A 16,956-nucleotide genomic window follows, 5' to 3' on the forward strand; every position below is an offset into this window, starting at 1 on the left:
GCCTGACTATACCTCACCGCTTGTTCAGTACCCGCGCCAACCGATCCCCGCCCAGTTGAATCACCGCCACCAGCACCACCAACAGCACAATCACCGTCAGCATGATCTGCGTATCGAAACGCTGGTAGCCATAGCGGTACGCAATGTCGCCCAAGCCACCGGCGCCAATCGCACCGGCCATGGCCGATGAGTTGATCATGGTCACCAGGGTGATGGTGAACCCGCCGACGATCCCCGGCAGCGCTTCCGGCAACAGCACGTGCCAGATGATGTGCCAGCGGCGGCAACCCATGGCCTGCGCCGCTTCGATCAGTCCATGGTCGACCTCGCGCAGGCTGACTTCGGCGATACGCGCAAAGAACGGCGTGGCTGCAATGGTCAGCGGGACGACTGCCGCCCACACGCCATAGGTGGTGCCCACGATCAGGCGGGTGAACGGGATCAGCGCCACCATCAGGATCAGAAAGGGAATGGAGCGGAACAGATTGACGAAGGCGCCCAGCACCCGATTCAGCGTCGGCGCCTGGTAGATGCCGCCTTTGTCGCTGGTGACGAGAAACACGGCCAGCGGAATCCCCACCAGCAGGGCGATCAACGACGACACGCCCACCATCAACAACGTGTCGATGGCGCCCTGTACTAAACGATCAAACCACATGGCCCAGCACCTCCACCTGTTGCGCCCAGTTCGCGGCGCGGTTGCGCAGTTCTTCGGCGCTGTGCGGCGATCCATTCACCGCCAGCAGTAATTGCCCCAGGGCATGGCCCTGGATGCGTTCCACCCCGCCTTGGAGCAAGCGCACGCGGCCGCCGAGGGCCTTGAACAGGGCGGCCAGGTCGGGCTCATCGGCGTCGCTGCCGGTGAACTGCAAGCGCAGCACCAGCGCGGCGTCGGCCGATGGGGGAGTGGGTTGCAGGCGGCTTTGCAATTCAGGCGGTAGCCCGTGTTGCAAGGGGGCGAGCAGGGTTTTGCTGACGTCATGCTGCGGATTGCCGAACACGTGCCACACCGGGCCTTGCTCGACGATACGCCCGTGTTCCAGCACCACCACGCGGTCGCAGATGTCGCGGATCACCGCCATCTCATGGGTGATCAACACGATGGTCAGGCCCAGGCGCTGGTTGATCTCGCGCAGCAGGCCGAGGATCGATTGGGTGGTCTCCGGGTCCAGGGCCGATGTGGCCTCGTCGCACAGCAGAATTTCGGGGTCGTGCACCAGCGAACGGGCGATGCCCACGCGCTGTTTCTGCCCCCCGGAAAGCTGCGCCGGATACGCTGTGTGCTTGTCCTGCAAACCCACCAGTTCCAGCAGCTCGCGCACCTTTTGTTCACGCTGCGGCTTGGGCACGCCGGCGACCCTGAGGGGCAGCTCGACGTTCTGCCACACGGTCTTGGCCGACATCAGGTTGAAGTGCTGGAAGATCATGCCGATGCGTCGGCGCAGTACGACCAGGCGGTCCTCGTCGAAGCCGCCGATATCCACCTGATCGATCAGCACCCGCCCGCTGCTGGGTTGTTCCAGGCGATTGATGGTGCGAATCAGCGACGACTTGCCGGCGCCGCTGCGGCCAATGATGCCGAACACTTCGCCACGCTGGATCGCCAGGTCGATGCCGTGCAAGGCATGCACCGTGCCGTCATAGGTTTTACCCAGGTTGATGAACCGCACGTGGGCTCGGTGCAAATCCGCATGCAGTTCGGTCTGCCAGGCGTCCCTGGGCGGTGTGTCCAGGTCGCGCAGTCGGGCATTGGTCGCGGTCATTTTTTAGCTTCCCAGCCGACTTGGTAAAGCGTACCGAGGGATTTATCCAGGGCGGCGCGTACCACTGGCGAGTGCTGGTAGATGTCGACGAACTTGATCAGCCGTGGGTCGGTTTTGCTCTTGGGCTGAATCACGAACTGGATCACGTATTCCGGGTGGTCCAGGCCGTCGAACAGCAGCGCCGATTGCGCATCGAAGGTCTTGGACAGGCGGATATACGCGGGGTAGCCCTGCACCAGGTCGGCGTCGTCATAGGCGCGCACCAGTTGCACGGCTTCCACTTGCAGAATTTTGATTTTTTTCGGATTGCTGACGATGTCTTCTTCGGTGGCCTTGTAGCCCACGCCCGGCTTGAGGCTGATCAGCCCGGCCTTGGCCAGCAGCTGCAGGCCGCGACCGCTGTTGATCGGGTCGTTGGCGATGGCCACGCTGGCGCCTTCGGGCAGGTCGTTGAAGCTTTTGTACTTTTTCGAATACAGCCCGACGTTGTTGATGATGCCCGGCGCGTAAGGCACCAGGTCAAACCCGGCAGCGGCCTTGGCGTTTTCCAGGAACGGAATGTGCTGGAAGTAGTTCACGTCGATATCGCCGGCGGCGAGGCTGACGTTGGGGGCGATCCAGTCGGTGAATTCCACCAGCTCGACGTTCAGGCCTTGTTTGCCGGCCTCTTCAACTGCCGCTTCCAGCGGGATGGCGAAGGCGGCGGTGGTGCCGACTTTCAACGGCGCATCGGCGGCGAATACGGCTGTGCTGAATAATCCGAAGGCCAGGGCCAGTGCTTTGACTGGGTGGGTGAGCAGTATTTTTTTCATCATCAATTTCCAGTCATAAGGTATTAGGACAAACAATGCAGATCCATGTGGGAGGGGGCTTGCCCCCGATAGCGGTGTGTCAGCGAACCAATCCGGTGACTGATTCACCGCCATCGGGGGCACGCCCCCTCCCACACTTTTTGGTTCAGTGTCGGTAGGTAGAGCCGGTGTGTTGTTCGGGTAGGCGAGCGGAGCCGTGGAAGACTTTTTCGCGCAGCGTGCCCTGCTCATACTCAGTCTTGTACGAGCCGCGTCGTTGTAATTCCGGTATCACCCAGTCGATGAAATCCACGTAGCTTTCCGGCGTGACGATGCGCGTCAGGTTGAACCCATCAAGCCCGGTTTCGCTGATCCAGGATTCCAGCTCATCCGCAACCTGCTCAGGCGAGCCCACCAGCGTGATATAGCGCCCGCCGAGGGCGTGCTGCTCCAGCAATTTGCGCCGGGTCCAGTCGTTGTTCTGCAGGTTTTTGGTGGCCGACTGGATCGCATTGCTCTTCACATACTGGATCGGCTCGTCCAGTTCGTACTCGGAAAAATCGATTGCCGTGGACGCCGCAAAGTGCGCCACGCCGGCCTCGGCGCTGGCATAGCTGAGGTACTCGGCGTGCTTGGCCCAGGCCAGTTCTTCGGTCGCGCCGACGATGACGTTGAGGCCCATGAACACTTTGATGTCATGCGGATTACGCCCGGCCGCCACTGCGCTGGCACGCACCTTGTCCACCTGGATCCTGGTCGAGGCCTTGTTCTGCCCGCTGATGAATACGCACTCGGCATGACGTCCGGCGAACTGCAGGCCGCGGTCCGAACTGCCGGCCTGGAACAGCACCGGCGTGCGCTGCGGCGAGGGTTCGCACAGGTGATAACCCTGGACCTGGTAGAACTCGCCGTGATGCTCGACCTTGTGCACCTTGGCTGGCTGCGCATACACCCGCGCCTTGGGATCGTTGACGACCGCGTCATCTTCCCAGCTGCCTTCCCAGAGCTTGTACAGCACCTGCAGGTATTCATCGGCCTGGTCGTAGCGGCGATCATGCTCGACCTGTTCGTTCAGGCCCATGGCCTTGGCGGCGCTGTCGAGGTAGCCGGTGACGATGTTCCAGCCCACTCGGCCGCGGCTCAAGTGGTCGAGGGTGGACATGCGCCGGGCGAACAGATAGGGCGGCTCGTAGGTCAGGTTGGCGGTGAGGCCGAAGCCGAGGTTGCGGGTGACGGCCGCCATGGCCGAGACCAGCAGGAGCGGGTCGTTGACCGGCAACTGGATCGATTCCCTGAGCGGCACGTCGACAGACTTCTGGTACACGTCATACACGCCGACGATATCGGCGATAAACAAGCCGTCGAACAGCCCGCGCTCCAGGGTTTGCGCCAATTCGGTCCAATACTCGAGGGTCTTGTACTGGGTGGACGTGTCCCGTGGGTGGGTCCATAAGCCGTGGTTGATGTGCCCGATGCAGTTCATGTTGAACGCATTGAGCAGGATCTTTTTCTTGCTCATCAGATCGTCCCCCGCAGCGGCGGGTTTTCGGCGTTGAGGTAGTAATTGCCCACGGCGTGATATTTCCAGCGCACCGGGTCGTGCAGGGTGTGAACCCGTGCGTTGCGCCAGTGGCGGTCCAGCCCGTGCTCGGCCAGGGTCGCCTGGCTGCCGGCCAGTTCGAACAGCGTGCTGCCGGCGGCGAGGGAGATTTCGGTGCTCAGGGCGCGCACTTCGGCGACGGTGATGGAGGCGGCCGCGACGGTCTGGGCCGTGCTGTCGGCCTGGGCGCGATCAAGGAATTCGCCCGAGCGCTCCAGCAACGCCTCGGCGGCGTGCAGGCGGATACTCAGGTGGCCGAAGCTTTTCAAGGTCAACGGGTCATCGGTGGCCTTGTCGCTGCCTGAGTCGATCCAGGGGCGGGTCTTGGTGCGCACAAAATGCAGCGCATCTTCGAAGGCGGCGCGGGCGATGCCGGTGTCGATGGCGGCGTGAAGAATCTGCGCCAGGGGGCCGACGGTGGTCGGGCGTTCGAAGGCGCTCTGGAACGGGATCACGTCCCGGGCGTCCACCCAGACGTTGTCGAACACCACAGAACCGCTGCCGGTGGTGCGCTGGCCAAAGCCGCTCCAGTCGTCGATCACCGTCAGGCCGGCGCTGTCGCGGGGCACGAAGGCCAGTTGCTGGACACCGTGTTCATCCACCACCGATGTGGGGATGCGCTGGGCATAGATCGCGCCGGTGGCGTAGAACTTGCGCCCGCTGATGCGAAAACCCTCGCCGTCGCGGCTGAGGCGGGTGACGCGGTCGTGGGCGGTCTTGGTGCCCAGTTCCGCCAAGGCGTTGCCATAGCGCTGGCCGGCCAGCACTTCTGCGTACAGGCGCTGCTGTTGTTCGGGGTTGCCGTTGACGCGCAGCACTTCAAGGGCATAGAAATGGTTTTGCGGAATCTGGCCCAGGGAGGCGTCGGCCTGGGCAATCAGCGCAATGACCTTGGCCAGGGTGACGTTGGACACGCCGGCACCGCCGTAGGCCTTGGGCACGCTGATGCCCCACAGGCCGGAGCGGGAAAAGACATCCAGCTCGGGCAACGGCAGGCGGCGTTCGCGGTCGCGTTGGGCGCTGTCGCGGCGCAGGTCTTCGGCCAGGTCGCTGGCGACAATAAGGGCTTGTTCATCGCTGGTAATGACCGCGACGTGATTGGAAAGCGTCATGTGTTCTCCAGAAGCTCGTGGAAAAAGTGTTCTGGGCGGTCAGATCCAGGAATGTCGAGCCGGCAACGTGCCGTTCAAGCGGTACGCACCGATGGCGTGATACTTCCAGCGCACCGGGTCATGCAGCGTGTGGACCCGCGCATTGCGCCAGTGCCGGTCAAGGTTGAATTCGGCGAGGGTGGCGCGGCTGCCGGCCAACTCGAAGAGCTTTTCGCTGACCAGCAATGACACCTCGGTGGTGAGGACCTTGGCCTCGGCGACTGCGATCGACGCGCGCGCGGCAGACTGCGCGGTGATCGGTGCGGCGCTGACCTGGTCCAGTACCTGGCCGGCCTTGCGCAGCAGCGCCTGCGCGGCATGCAGCTCAATCTTCAACTTGCCGATATCGGCGATGACATACAGGTCGTCGCTGGCCCGTTCGACCTTGGCATCGATCCAGGGGCGTGAACGTTCACGGACAAAGGCGATGGTTTCTTCCAGGGCGCCCTGGGCGATGCCGGCGTCGATGGCGGCCTGGATCAGTTGCGATACGGCACCCTGGATATTCGGGCTTTCGCCCAGGCGCCAGTTGTCCACTACCCACTGCGCGTCCACCGGTACCCGGTCGAGCAGTACGGTGCCGCTGGCGGTGGTGCGTTGGCCAAAGCCCGACCAGTCATCCACGATGCGCAGCCCCTCGCTGCCACGGCGCACAAACGCCATGACTTGCTTGCCGTCCTCATTGAGGGCCTTGATGGCCACCCAATGGGCGAACAGCGCGCCGGTGGAGTAGAACTTCTGGCCGCTGACCACATAGCCGTCGCCCTCGGCGGTGATCCGTGCCTTGAGTTCCAGGGTGTTTTTCGTGCCGCGTTCCGGGCCGCCATTGCCGATGCGCCAACCCTCGAGCACGCTTTGGAACAGGTGTTTTTTCTGGCGCTCGCTGGCGGTGCTCTGCAGCAGGTGCAGGATGCCGAAATGGTTCTGCGGGATTTGTCCGAGAGCCGGGTCGGCCGCGCTGATGATGGCGAAGACCTCGGCCAGGGTCACGAACGAAACCTGTGGACCGCCGTATTCTCGAGGAATGGAAATACTGCCCAACCCGCTGCGGGTGAACTGTTCGATCTGCGCCCATGGCAATTGCCGTTGCTGGTCGCGCCTGGCGGCTTGCAGGCGCGCGGCGTCAGCCAGTTCATGGGCGGCGCTCAACGCCTGGGCGTCGTTGCGCAGCACGGTGGCCGGCAACAACAGTGGTGCCACGTCCAGATCACTCTGGGGGGGTGTTAGAGCCAAATTAGACATCAGCGCCGCTCCTTGGCTGCACGTAATGCCCTGGCGTTATGCACCGGGGTAATTCTGACCATACCGACCTCGCATTCAATGAAATGAAAACAGAAAATTCAGGAATGTCCGGTGGTCCGGTGCATATACCCTAAGCGTGTTTATTTTTTAAATAAACTAACTTTTAGGAATATGCATAGAAGGGTCGTCACCCCGGTTCGCAGGGGGAGCCGAACGGGCGAGGTTGATACGTGGCCTTGGCCGCGTCCGAGCCCATGGGAATCCAGGCGGCAATGCGCAAGGTACGGGCCGGTGCCCAGCGCGAATTGTTACCGACGCGATCCAGGATGCAGTACGTCACCTCCAGGCGGCAGTCGTCACCGCCTTCGATAATGACCGCCGAAGGCACCCAGACCTGAACGGGCATGCCCACGCTCCCGGCCTGGATTTTCGGCAGATCCATGCGTACGTCACCCCAGCGCAGCGTGATGGCGTCGCCGCTGGCCATGTTCGCGTAAGGCTCGATGGACAGCGGAATACCGCGTTGCACCTGGCGACTGTTGACGCCGTGGCGGCGGATGGTCTCGGGCAGGCTGACGGGTGCCAGGTTCTGGTTCTCGTCGCTGTACAGATTCGACGGCTGCCCGCCAGGGTAGTTGGTCTTGACCCGTACCTGGGTGGTGGCAGAGCGCGCGGGGCCGTGACCGATCTGCATGATCTGGTAGTGAACCCGGGCCGGGCCATCCTGTACAAAGCTTTCCGGCACCCGCAGGTGGGTCGGGGTACCGATTTTGCCGGCCGTCACCCGGCGTGAAGCGGCAAAGCAGTTGTTCCAGAACAGCTCGATCAGGTCGCCTTCCTCCATGCCGGGGTAAGGTGCGATGTCGACCTGCAGTTGAGCGGCCGCGTGGGCACTGATGCCGTTTCGAACGGCCTGGGGCAGGGTGGGTGCGGTCAGCATGGCTGGGATAGTAGTGTGCGTCATATGTGATCTCCTTGATGCAGCCAGCAGCAATCGTTCCGGGCCTTGGGCGCGGGTGCGCAAAGGGGCCGAAAGAACGATTCAGTGAGTAGCCGGGATAGGATCCAATCCTCTGGACGCTAGATAAGAGGGTTGCGCCGGGGGCGTCAATGGCGGCAAAGGGCTAAACGGCGGGTTGGAGTAGATTCAGAAGGGTCTGACTGGAAGGGGTATTGCAGGAGGGGCCTGGCAGAGTGTTTTACAAGCAGCAGCGGCGATTCTTTGTAGGAACCGCTTCTGTGGCGAGCGAGCGTGTGCGCCGGCCACAGAAGACCGATTCAATGGGCGAGAAATTTGCTCAGGAACTGCCGGGTGCGCTCTTCCCTGGGGTTGGCGAACAGCGCCTTGGCTTCACCCTGCTCAACGATCACGCCCTTGTCGAAAAAGATCACGCGGTTGGCTACATCCCGGGCAAAGCTCATCTCGTGGGTGACGATCACCATGGTGCGGTTTTCTTCGGCCAGGCTGCGGATGGTCGCCAGCACTTCACCGACCAGTTCCGGGTCGAGGGCCGAGGTGGGTTCGTCGAACAGAATCACCTCAGGCTCCATGGCCAGGGCCCGAGCGATCGCCACACGCTGTTGCTGGCCGCCGGACAAGCGCCGTGGATAAGCCGCCTCCTTGCCTGCCAGGCCGACCTTGGCCAGTAACTTGCGACCCAGATCGGTCGCCGCGTCGCGTGGCATCTTCTTGACCACGATCGGACCTTCGATGACGTTTTCGAGTGCGGTGCGGTGGGGGAACAGGTTGAAGTTCTGGAATACAAAACCCACGTGCTGGCGCAGACGTCGCACCAGGCTTTGTTGCTGGTTGAGCGGCTTGTTGCTGTCGATTTCGATATCGCCCACCTTGATACGGCCGCTGGTGGGTTCTTCGAGAAAATTCAGGCAGCGCAGGAAGGTGGTCTTGCCGGAGCCGCTGGGACCGATAATGGCCACGACTTCGCCGGCCTTGACCTCAAGGTCGATGCCGTTGAGCACCACCTGACCGTTGAATTTTTTGGTCAGTTTTTCAACCACGATCATGCTTCAAGACTCCAGGTCATGCCGGTTGACCCGGTCTTCCAGACGATTTTGCAGATGCGCCAGGATGCTCGCCAGGATCCAGTAGATCAGGGCGGCGGACAGATACATGGTGAAAATTTCGAAGGTGCGCGCCGAGACCAGTTGGGCCTGCCGGAACAGCTCGGGCACCTGGATGGTGGCGGCCAGCGCCGTGTCCTTGACCAGCGAAATAAAACTGTTGCCCAGCGGCGGCAGTGCGGTGCGCATTGCCTGCGGCAGGATGGCGCGGCGCAGTGTCTGCGCGCGGGTCATGCCGATACTCGCGGCGGCTTCCCACTGGCCCCGCTCGATGGACGCGATGGCGGCCCGCAGGATTTCACAGGCGTAGGCGGCCATGTTCAGCGAAAAGCCGATCATGGCGGCCGGGATCGGGTCCAGCTCGATACCCACTTGCGGCAAGCCGTAGTAGATCAGGAACAACTGCACCAGCAAGGGCGTGCCGCGAAAGAACGACACGTAGACCCGCGCCGTCCAACTCAGCAGCTTGAAGCGCGACAGGCGCATCAATGCCAGGCCGAAACCCAGCAGCAGGCCGAAGAACATCCCGCCCAGGCTGAGGATCACCGTGTAATACGCGCCCTTGAGCAGAAAGGGCGCGGAGTCCAGTGCGAGTTGCAAACCTGCTTCCATTATTGAGTGACGTCAGCGTTGAAGTACTTCTCGGACAGCTTCTTCAAGGTGCCGTCGGCGCGCAGCTTGTCGAGGGCCTTGTTCACCGCGTCGAGCAGCTCGGGTTCGCCTTTGCGCAGGGCAATACCCGATTCCTGGCGAGAGAACGCCTCGCCCGCAGCGGCGGTGTCCTTGGCTTTTTTGGCGTATTCCAGAGCGGCCAGGCGGTCGATCAGGATCGCGTCGATGCGGCCGATGCGCAGGTCCTGGAATTTGGTCGGGTCGTCGTTGTAGGTCTTGATGATGGCTTTGGGTTGGTTGTCCTTGAGCCATTGTTCGTAGTTGGTGCCCAGGCCCACACCGACTTTCTTGTCGGCCAGGTCGCCGGCGGTCTTGATGGTGTCGACGTTCTTCTCAAGGGTCAGCGCCTGGATACCGGAGATGGTGTAGGGCTTGGAGAAGTCATACTTCTTTTTGCGCTCTTCGGAGATCGTCACCTGGTTGACTACGGCGTCCAGGCGCTTGGAATCGAGGGCGGCGAGGATGCCGTCCCATGGCGTGGCCTGCAGCTTGACCTTGACGCCCAGCTCCTTGGCCAGCGCCTCGGACAGCTCCACCTCGAAGCCGCTGAGCTTGCCGCTTTCATCGACAAAGCTGAACGGTGGATAGGTGCCTTCCAGGCCGATCTTGATCTCGCCGGCTTTCTTGATGGCGTCCAGTTGTTCGCCGGCAACCGCCTGGCCGAGCATGCCTGCGCCGAGCGCCAGGCCCAATGTGCCGACCAGCAATGTGCGACGCAATACAGAAATAGTCATGAAGAGCCCCTATGGTTTTTTATGGTGAGCGAAGCCGGTGACGCAGTAGCCGTATCCTGCCTTAAAGCGAGAACCGCGTCTTCGCCTGCGGCGCGATGATAAGGCGGGTTTTTAAGACTTGAAAATAATAAAAATACAACTTCATATTCTATTTTTGAATATGAAAGAGGTCCGATGTGGGAGGGGGCTTGCCCCCGATGGCGCAGTGTCAGTCAATTCATCTGTGCCTGACCCACCGCTATCGCGGGCAAGCCCCCTCCCACAGTCAGTCCGCATTCAGTCAGCTGAATACTGAGTCATAGGCAAACAGCGCCGGTGCCCCGCCCGTATGCAGGAAAATAATCGGACCGTCCCCGAACCGCTGACGCCCGATGCCGTCCAGCAAGCCTGCCATGGCCTTGCCGGTGTAGACCGGGTCGAGCAACAGACCTTCCTGGCTGGCCAAAAGTTTGATCGCCGACAACGTGCCCGCGTTCGGTTCGCCATAACGCGGGCCGAAGTATTCGTCCCACAGGATCACTTTGAATGCCTCGGGCACCGCCACGCCGAGCAGCTCGGCGGTACGCTCGGCCAGGCCCTGGACTTTCGGGCGCTGGGCTTCGTCGGTGCGCGACACGGTGACGCCAATCACTGGCAGGTTCGGCAGCGCTTCGCTCAGCGCCAGCGCAAGGCCGCTGTGAGTGCCTGCGCTGCCGGAGGCCAGTACCACCGCCGCACAGTCGAGGCCGCTGTCTTCGATCTGCGCTGCCAGCTCCAGGCCTGCACGCACATAACCCAGCGCGCCGAGGGCATTCGAGCCGCCGATAGGCACCAGATAGGGCTTCTTGCCGTTGCTGCGCAGGCGGTCGGCGAGGGCGTTGAGCTGGTCGTCGGCATTATCGAGGTTCTCGACCCGCTCCACCTTGGCGTCGAACAGTTCGAGCAACAGACGGTTACCGTTGCCCAGGTAGTTGGGGTCGTCAGTGCCGGTAGGGTTTTCCAGCAGGGCGACGCAGCCCAGGCCGAGCCTGGCGGCCAGTGCGGCGGTCTGGCGCACATGGTTGGACTGGATAGCGCCGGCGGTGACGAGGGTGTCGGCGCCCTGGGCGATGGCGTCGGCGGCCAGGTATTCAAGTTTGCGCAATTTGTTGCCACCCATGGCCAGCGGGGTGGTGTCATCGCGCTTGACGTAGATGTCCCTGCCCAACCAGGCCGACAGCCGCTCGAGTTTTTCCAGGGCGGTGACGCCGCCCAACAGGTCCAGACGGTTAAAGCGGTCAAGTTGTTGTCTGATCATGGCTACGCACGGTGGCTGAGTAATCGGACGACTATAGGCAGGCACTTTTCATCGGGCAACGGCAAATCGCTTATGTCGGAAGGTTCTTAGCCTCATACCATTGGTTCTTAAGGGTTGCCGGGGCGCATACCGTAAAGTGATGGCCATTTCGTCAGGAGTGAATACCGTGAGTGAGCGTTCCAGCCATTGGCAATTGCAGACCATCGTCAGCCAACTGCGCAGCGCCCGGGACCAGTGGCGAACGCGCAACGGTCGCTTGAGCGGCGAGCATGGTGGTCGCGAATTACCGTCCCGCGAGGCCGTGGCGCAGATTCTCGAAGCGTTGTGCGGTGCACTGTTCCCGATGCGGCTGGGCCCGGTGGACCTGCGCGAAGAAAGTGAAGACTTTTACGTCGGGCATACCCTTGACGTCGCCCTCAACGCTCTGCTTGCCCAGGCCCGGCTGGAGCTGCGCTACGCCGCGCGTCAGGGCGGCCAGGATGACAGCCAGGTCGACGCCCATGCCATTCGCCTGATCCAGGATTTCGCCCTGGCATTGCCTGCCTTGCGCAGCCTGCTGGACACCGACGTACTGGCCGCCTACCACGGTGACCCGGCCGCGCGCAGCGTGGATGAGGTGCTGCTGTGCTACCCCGGCATCCTGGCGGTGATTCACCACCGCCTGGCCCACCACCTGTACCGCGCCGGTTTGCCGTTGTTGGCGCGGATCAGCGCGGAAATCGCCCACTCGGCTACGGGAATCGATATCCACCCCGGCGCGCAGATCGGCCCGAGTTTCTTTATCGACCACGGGACCGGTGTAGTGATTGGCGAGACGGCGATCATTGGTGAGCGGGTGCGCATCTACCAGGCCGTGACGCTGGGTGCCAAGCGCTTCCCGGCGGATGAGGATGGGCAGTTGCAAAAAGGACACCCGCGTCATCCTATTGTTGAGGATGACGTGGTGATTTACGCCGGCGCCACGATCCTGGGGCGGATTACCATCGGCAAGGGTTCGACCATCGGCGGCAACGTATGGCTGACCCGCAACGTGCCGGCGGGGGCAAATATTACCCAGGCGAATTTGCAGCACGATGATGGGGCGCAGAAGTAAAGCGTCTGCACAAATCCCCTGTGGGAGGGGGCTTGCCCCGATTAGGGTGTGTCAGCTACAGATAAGTTGACTGATCCACCGCTATCGGGGGCAAGCCCCCTCCCACATTTTGATTGCATTCCAGATTCCTACCGGATTTCTCCCTGCTAGCGCTGAACGATTTCCGATCTCCACCCGTCATACCAGTCCTTGAGCTAGTGTAAGAATTGTCTACCACTCAGCCCCGAAATTAGTCCCAGACCGCCCATTCATGTTTAACTTGAACGTTCGTTCAAGTTAAACCGGTGGTTCGCTGCCCGCTCACAACAGGAGGCTTACCTTTGCTGAGTCCGTTATTGACAGCCACATTTCACACCTCGGGGGTGCATCGTTCATGAGTGCATCGTCCACCCCACCCAGCGGTCTGGTGCGCATGAATGCGCCCGTTTTCTACTTTGCCGCCACGGCCATTCTGCTGTTCGGCATCACTGTCATCGCTATCCCGCAGCAGGCCGGTGCCTGGCTGCTGGCGGCGCAAAACTGGGCGGCCAATACGGTCGGCTGGTACTACATGCTGGCGATGACCCTGTATCTGGTCTTCGTGGTGGTCACCGCGCTATCGGGCTACGGCAAGATAAAACTCGGTGCCGACCACGACGAGCCCGAATTCAGTTACCTGTCCTGGGCCGGCATGCTGTTTGCCGCCGGGATCAGCATCACGCTGTTTTTCTTTTGTGTGTCCGAACCGCTGACTCACCTGGTGCAACCGCCCCAGGGCGAGGCGATGAACGCCGATGCGGCGCGCCAGGCCATGCAGATCCTGTTCCTGCACTGGGGCCTGCACGGCTGGGGCGTGTTCGCGTTTGTCGGCATGGCCCTGGCATATTTCGCCTACCGGCATAACCTGCCGCTGGCATTGCGCTCGGCGTTGTACCCGTTGATCGGCAAGCGCATCAATGGCCCGATCGGTTACGCGGTGGATGGCTTTGGCATCATTGCCACGGTGTTCGGCCTGGGCGCCGACATGGGCTTTGGCGTGCTGCACCTCAACTCCGGCCTGGATTACCTGTTCGGCATCGCCCATACGCAGTGGATCCAGGTGGGCTTGATCACCTTGATGATGGGCGCGGCGATCATCGTTGCGGTGGCCGGTGTCGACAAGGGTGTGCGGGTGATGTCCGACATCAACATGCTGCTGGCCTGCGCGCTGCTGCTGTTCGTGTTGTTTGCCGGGCCCACCCAGCACCTGCTCAATACCTTGATCCAGAACATCGGCGACTACCTCGGTGCGCTGCCGACCAAGAGTTTCGACGTATACGCCTACGACAAACCCAGTGACTGGCTGGGCGGTTGGACGGTGTTCTACTGGGCCTGGTGGATCGCATGGTCGCCGTTCGTGGGCCTGTTCATCGCGCGGATTTCCCGTGGTCGCACCATCCGCGAATTCGTGTTTGGCGTGCTGCTGATCCCGCTGGGTTTCACCCTGGCGTGGATGTCGATCTTCGGTAACAGCGCCATCGACCAGGTGCTTAACCATGGCATGACCGCCTTGGGCCAGTCGGCCATTGATGAACCGTCGATGAGCCTGTACCTGCTGCTGGAAACCTACCCGTGGAGTAAAACCGTGATTGCGGTCACGGTGTTTATCAGTTTTGTGTTCTTCGTGACCTCGGCGGACTCAGGCACGGTGGTGCTGTCGACCCTGTCGTCCAAAGGCGGCAACGCCGATGAAGACGGGCCGAAATGGCTGCGCGTGTTCTGGGGCGCGATGACCGCCCTGGTCACCAGCGCCTTGCTGTTTGCCGGCAGTATCGATTCGTTGAAATCAGCGGTCGTGCTGACCTCGCTGCCGTTCTCGCTGATCCTGTTGCTGATGATGTGGGGGCTGCACAAGGCGTTCTATCTCGAATCGCAAAAGCAGATCGCCCAGTTGCATTCGCTGGCGCCGATTTCAGCGTCGCGCAAAGGCCGTGGCGGCTGGCGACAGCGTTTGAGCCAGGCCGTGCACTTCCCCTCGCGGGATGAGGTGTACCGCTTCCTCGAGTCGACGGTGCGCCCGGCGATCGAAGAAGTGACGGCTGTGTTTGTCGAGAAGGGCCTGAACGTGGTCACCCAGCCGGACCCGGCCAACGACAGTGTCAGCCTGGAAATCGGCCATGGCGAGGAGCATCCGTTCATCTACCAGGTGCAGATGCGTGGCTATTTCACGCCGTCGTTCGCCCGTGGCGGCATGGGTTCCAAAGAGATCAACAACCGCCGTTACTATCGCGCCGAAGTGCACCTGCGTGAGGGCAGCCAGGATTACGACCTGGTGGGCTACACCAAGGAGCAGATCATCAACGACATTCTCGACCAGTACGAGCGGCACCTGCAGTTCCTGCATCTGGTGCGCTGATTCGGCTGAGCAAATGTAGGCAATAGCGTTCCTCTCAAGCAGGTCTTTGCTGTAAAAGGGAAAGGCAGACTTAAGCGATTAAGCGGGTTGAAAGGCCTGGGAATAACCTTATTCCCAGGCCTTATTTGCCCCAAGCCCAGAGAGGACTCGATGACGTACATTGCTGCCGAAAACCGTTATGAATCTATTCCTTATCGCCGCGTAGGCCGCAGTGGGCTGGTGCTGCCGGCACTGTCCCTGGGGCTGTGGCACAACTTTGGCGACAGCACCCCGATCGCCACCCAGCGCGCTCTGCTGCGCACCGCGTTCGACCTGGGCATCAATCACTTCGACCTGGCCAATAACTACGGCCCTCCCTACGGCAGCGCCGAGATCAACTTCGGCCGTTTGCTGCGCGAAGATTTCAAGCACTACCGCGATGAGCTGATCATCTCCAGCAAGGCCGGCTGGGACATGTGGCCCGGTCCTTATGGCCAGGGTGGCGGTTCGCGCAAATACGTGCTGGCCAGCCTGGACCAGAGCCTGCAGCGCCTTGGTGTCGATTATGTGGATATCTTCTACTCACACCGTTTCGACGCCGACACCCCATTGGAAGAGACCGCCAGTGCGCTGGCTACCGCTGTTCAGCAGGGCAAGGCGTTGTACATCGGTATTTCGTCATACTCCGGCGTAAAAACCCGTGAGATGGCAGCGCTGCTCAAAGAGTGGAAAGTGCCGCTGTTGATTCACCAGCCGGCCTACAACCTGCTCAACCGTTGGGTGGAAAAAGACCTGCTCGACACCACCGAAGAGCTCGGCGCCGGCGTGATTGCCTTCACGCCCCTGGCTCAGGGCTTGCTCACCGATAAATACCTCAACGGCATACCGGCCGATGCCCGGGTGAATCGGCCGGGGGGAGGCTCGCTGCAGGCCCAACACCTGTCCGAGGAGAACATTGCCCACGTTCGCGCCCTGAATGAGATCGCTCAGCGTCGCGGCCAGAGCCTGGCGCAATTGGCGTTGGCCTGGACCCTGCGGGATCCAAGGGTGACCAGCGCGCTGATCGGTGCCAGCCGGCCGGAGCAGATCATCGAGAACGTCGGCGCGTTGAAGAACCTGAGCTTCAGCGCTGAAGAGCTGGCGCAAATCGATCGGTTCGCCCAGGAAGGCGGGATCAATCTGTGGGAAAAACCGTCAATGGCTGAGTAATGGCAGCGTGCCTGCTCGCTAGGGGTGCTGACCTTTATCGTGGCAGGCACACTGCAGCTTTTCGCTCATCGCAGGGTTAGCACTCGCCGCGCATGTTGGAAGCCCGACTCAGACAACTTGACCTTATTTCCGTAAAGGTCTGCATAACCGTCAATCACGGCGACTGAATGTGTCGCGTCTGCTACGGTACCCAGGCCCCCTTTTGCCAGTTGAGCCGGGTTGGTCCAGCGCCGTTTGGCATTTAAGCCCAGGCGCATAGTGGCATCCCCCGGTATCTCGCCGTCATTCAATGAAGCCATTGCATCTTCGAAGCTGCGCCTGGCGGTGCCTTCGTGGTTTTTCATCTGAGCTCGCTTGGCGCTGGCGGCATACAGGAAAACTGCGTCCTTGAGTACGTCCGGGTCATCGCCCTCAAAGTTGCTGCCGTTCCTCGCCAGCTTTAACTCTTCGTGCGATATGTGCAGTTTGAACATGTCCTGCATGGTCACGTCGAACCCCGTTTTTGTAGGCGTTATCTGTTTGAAAATGCCCTGCGGGTTATGGCCGTATTTCATCATCGCCAGCTTGATCGCCGACACCGTGACACAATTGCCTTCGGCGCCCTGCCAGAAACCTCGCCAGATATCGTTGGGCTTGGTACCGATCGGCACCGAAGATATAAATGGGCTCTCGTCAGAGTGTGGCTTGTTCAGAGGGTTGATATTGGGAAAAGGGGCTGGCGAATCGCGATCAACCTGATGAGGCACTGCGTCAACCGCAGGCGCAACAGGGCTGGCGCGCTGTATGAGGGTGTTGAGAAGGGTGGTCAGTGAGTTCAGTTGTTGAACGATAGACGTGTATAGGTCTCGGTTGTTTTCCGGGCCGGCCGCGACGGGTGTTTCCATCGGTGCCTTGACGTTCGGCTTCACGCCTGCACCGGCGTAGAGACTGGAAGGTATTGAAGGATTAAGCGCTGCAGTGCCGCTGGCAGTGTTGAGTAACATAGGCCGC

15 protein-coding genes are annotated in these 16,956 nt (G+C 61.4%); 3 read left to right on the forward strand and 12 right to left on the reverse strand.

Translation table 11 applies throughout. The annotated features are described in order from the left end of the window. Positions 1-13 precede the first annotated feature (13 nt). The 11 genes from PspCFBP13528_RS07315 to PspCFBP13528_RS07365 form a co-directional block, all read right to left on the reverse strand. Positions 14-658: a methionine ABC transporter permease gene (locus tag PspCFBP13528_RS07315; RefSeq protein WP_065893807.1), complete on the reverse strand. Its 645-nt coding sequence runs from the start codon at positions 656-658 to the stop codon at positions 14-16. Beyond that, complete coding sequence (locus PspCFBP13528_RS07320; protein ID WP_137199912.1) at positions 648-1,763, reverse strand: ATP-binding cassette domain-containing protein; 1,116 nt, start codon at positions 1,761-1,763, stop codon at positions 648-650. Before PspCFBP13528_RS07320 ends, PspCFBP13528_RS07315 begins: the two co-directional genes overlap by 11 nt. Beyond that, entirely contained in the window at positions 1,760-2,575 is an 816-nt protein-coding gene (locus PspCFBP13528_RS07325; protein WP_065950010.1) for a MetQ/NlpA family ABC transporter substrate-binding protein, read from the reverse strand. Before PspCFBP13528_RS07325 ends, PspCFBP13528_RS07320 begins: the two co-directional genes overlap by 4 nt. Before the next feature lie 145 nt (positions 2,576-2,720). Then, positions 2,721-4,073 (reverse strand): LLM class flavin-dependent oxidoreductase, encoded by a 1,353-nt coding sequence (locus PspCFBP13528_RS07330; RefSeq protein WP_101219780.1) that lies wholly within the window; start codon positions 4,071-4,073, stop codon positions 2,721-2,723. Beyond that, entirely contained in the window at positions 4,073-5,266 is a 1,194-nt protein-coding gene (locus PspCFBP13528_RS07335; RefSeq protein WP_137199913.1) for an SfnB family sulfur acquisition oxidoreductase, read from the reverse strand. Before PspCFBP13528_RS07335 ends, PspCFBP13528_RS07330 begins: the two co-directional genes overlap by 1 nt. A gap of 39 nt (positions 5,267-5,305) precedes the next feature. Further along, positions 5,306-6,547 (reverse strand): SfnB family sulfur acquisition oxidoreductase, encoded by a 1,242-nt coding sequence (locus PspCFBP13528_RS07340; RefSeq protein ID WP_137199914.1) that lies wholly within the window; start codon positions 6,545-6,547, stop codon positions 5,306-5,308. 187 nt (positions 6,548-6,734) lie between these two features. Continuing rightward, entirely contained in the window at positions 6,735-7,511 is a 777-nt protein-coding gene (locus PspCFBP13528_RS07345) for a hypothetical protein (protein WP_065950014.1), read from the reverse strand. A gap of 314 nt (positions 7,512-7,825) precedes the next feature. After that, complete coding sequence (gene tcyN / locus PspCFBP13528_RS07350) at positions 7,826-8,572, reverse strand: L-cystine ABC transporter ATP-binding protein TcyN (RefSeq protein WP_065950015.1); 747 nt, start codon at positions 8,570-8,572, stop codon at positions 7,826-7,828. 3 nt (positions 8,573-8,575) lie between these two features. Beyond that, entirely contained in the window at positions 8,576-9,241 is a 666-nt protein-coding gene (tcyL, locus tag PspCFBP13528_RS07355; RefSeq protein WP_032878420.1) for a cystine ABC transporter permease, read from the reverse strand. Beyond that, entirely contained in the window at positions 9,241-10,035 is a 795-nt protein-coding gene (gene tcyJ, locus PspCFBP13528_RS07360; protein ID WP_101219782.1) for a cystine ABC transporter substrate-binding protein, read from the reverse strand. The genes tcyL and tcyJ overlap by 1 nt, the downstream gene beginning before the upstream one ends. 280 nt (positions 10,036-10,315) lie before the next feature. Further along, complete coding sequence (locus PspCFBP13528_RS07365; protein ID WP_137199915.1) at positions 10,316-11,311, reverse strand: D-cysteine desulfhydrase; 996 nt, start codon at positions 11,309-11,311, stop codon at positions 10,316-10,318. Positions 11,312-11,477: 166 nt separating this feature from the next. Between PspCFBP13528_RS07365 and epsC the strand changes: the two genes are divergently transcribed. The 3 genes from epsC to mgrA all read left to right on the forward strand — a co-directional run bounded on the left by epsC (position 11,478) and on the right by mgrA (position 15,966). Continuing rightward, on the forward strand, positions 11,478-12,404 hold the full coding sequence (epsC, locus tag PspCFBP13528_RS07370; protein WP_101219784.1) for a serine O-acetyltransferase EpsC: 927 nt from the start codon (positions 11,478-11,480) through the stop codon (positions 12,402-12,404). A gap of 412 nt (positions 12,405-12,816) precedes the next feature. Beyond that, on the forward strand, positions 12,817-14,778 hold the full coding sequence (gene betT, locus PspCFBP13528_RS07375) for a choline transporter BetT (RefSeq protein WP_164484677.1): 1,962 nt from the start codon (positions 12,817-12,819) through the stop codon (positions 14,776-14,778). A 150-nt stretch (positions 14,779-14,928) separates the two neighbouring features. After that, positions 14,929-15,966 carry an L-glyceraldehyde 3-phosphate reductase gene (gene mgrA, locus PspCFBP13528_RS07380; RefSeq protein WP_065950020.1) on the forward strand — a complete coding sequence of 346 codons (1,038 nt, stop codon included), beginning with the start codon at positions 14,929-14,931 and terminating at the stop codon, positions 15,964-15,966. 65 nt (positions 15,967-16,031) lie between these two features. On the opposite strand, the gene PspCFBP13528_RS07385 is transcribed toward mgrA, so the two are convergent. Further along, on the reverse strand, positions 16,032-16,949 hold the full coding sequence (locus PspCFBP13528_RS07385) for a hypothetical protein (protein WP_241669071.1): 918 nt from the start codon (positions 16,947-16,949) through the stop codon (positions 16,032-16,034). Between the last annotated feature and the right edge of the window lie 7 nt (positions 16,950-16,956).

Source organism: Pseudomonas sp. CFBP13528, assembly GCF_005233615.1.
Lineage (GTDB): Bacteria > Pseudomonadota > Gammaproteobacteria > Pseudomonadales > Pseudomonadaceae > Aquipseudomonas > Aquipseudomonas fluorescens_AM.